Origin of the sequence: Thioclava pacifica DSM 10166 (genome assembly GCF_000714535.1) — a bacterium.
Lineage (GTDB): Bacteria > Pseudomonadota > Alphaproteobacteria > Rhodobacterales > Rhodobacteraceae > Thioclava > Thioclava pacifica.
In genome coordinates this window covers 1-1397 of the sequence record NZ_AUND01000027.1, presented here as the reverse complement: position 1 = coordinate 1397, position 1397 = coordinate 1, and the positions used below count along the sequence as shown (strand labels likewise).

The window sequence follows — 1397 nt, the reverse complement described above, 5'->3', positions numbered from 1 at the left end:
TGTCTGACGTCAGCGCCAATGGGACAGATTAGGCTGAATTGATAAGAGAGGGTTTCTGGCTCATCGTAACCACCAAGGAGTGAAGATGAGACAGAAACCCGGAACACGTAAGAGTCACGGCGAGAAGGTCGTCAAGGACATCCGCCGTGCGACCCGCAAACAGTATTCCGCCGAGGAGAAGATCAGGATTGTTCTGGACGGCCTGAAGGGCGAGGACAGCATTGCAGAGCTGTGTCGGCGTGAGGGCATTGCCCAGAGCCTGTATTACAGCTGGTCCAAGGAGTTCCTTGAGGCTGGGAAGAAGCGCCTGGCGGGCGATACGGCGCGGGCGGCGACCTCGACCGAGGTCAAAGATCTGCGCCGTGAGGCCCGCAACCTGAAGGAAGTCGTGGCCGAGCAGGCGCTGGAGCTGCGTCTTCTCAAAAAAAGCATGCTCGGGGATGGGGGCGACGACGAATGAGATACCCTGCATCCGAGAAGCTGGAGATCATCCGGCTGGTCGAGCAGTCCCACCTGCCGACCAAACGAACGCTGGACAAGCTGGGCATCCCCAGAACCACCTTCTATCGCTGGTATGACCGGTATCTGTCGGGTGGGCCAGAAGCGCTTGAGGATCGCAGCCCCAGGCCGTCACGGGTCTGGAACCGCATTCCCGAGCCGGTGCGCGAGAAGATCAAGGACCTGGCCCTGAAGGAAAGCGATCTGTCGCCGCGCGAGTTGGCAGTGCAGTTCACCGACACAGAAAGGTATTTTGTGTCAGAGGCTTCCGTCTATCGCATCCTCAAGTCTTATGACCTGATCACCAGCCCGGCCTATGTGGTGGTGTCGGCGGCCGACGAGTTCCGGGACAAGACGACGCGACCGAACCAGCTGTGGCAAACCGACTTCACGTATCTGAAAGTGATCGGCTGGGGCTGGTTCTACCTGTCCACCATCCTCGACGACTTCAGCCGGTACATCATCGCCTGGAAGCTTTGCACGACGATGAAGTCGGGCGACGTCACCGACACGCTGGACCTGGCCCTACAGGCTTCGGGTTGCGATCAGGCAACCGTGCTGCACAAGCCGCGCCTGCTCTCGGATAACGGGTCGAGTTATATCTCTGGTGAATTGGCTGATTGGCTTGAGGATCAGAAGATGGATCACGTCCGTGGCGCACCGTATCACCCGCAAACCCAGGGCAAGATCGAGCGATGGCACCAGACGCTCAAGAACCGCATCCTGCTGGAGAACTACTACCTGCCCGGCGATCTCCGACGGCAGATCGACGCCTTCGTCGATCACTACAACCATCGTCGCTACCACGAGAGCCTGCAGAACCTTACCCCGGCCGACGTCTACTTCGGACGCGGCCGGACCATCCTGCAGCAACGAGAAAGGATCAAACGGAAGACCAT

1 protein-coding gene is annotated in these 1397 nt (G+C 59.2%); it reads left to right on the top strand.

The window, feature by feature from the left end:
* Positions 1–85: 85 nt before the first annotated feature.
* Positions 86–1397, top strand: a protein-coding gene (locus TP2_RS12070; RefSeq protein WP_157617120.1) for an IS3 family transposase whose coding sequence is annotated in 2 segments (ribosomal slippage) — positions 86–422 and positions 422–1397 — 1313 coding nt annotated over the 2 segments. Because the reading frame shifts where the segments join, the coding sequence is not laid out codon by codon here. This gene is flagged as partial in the annotation.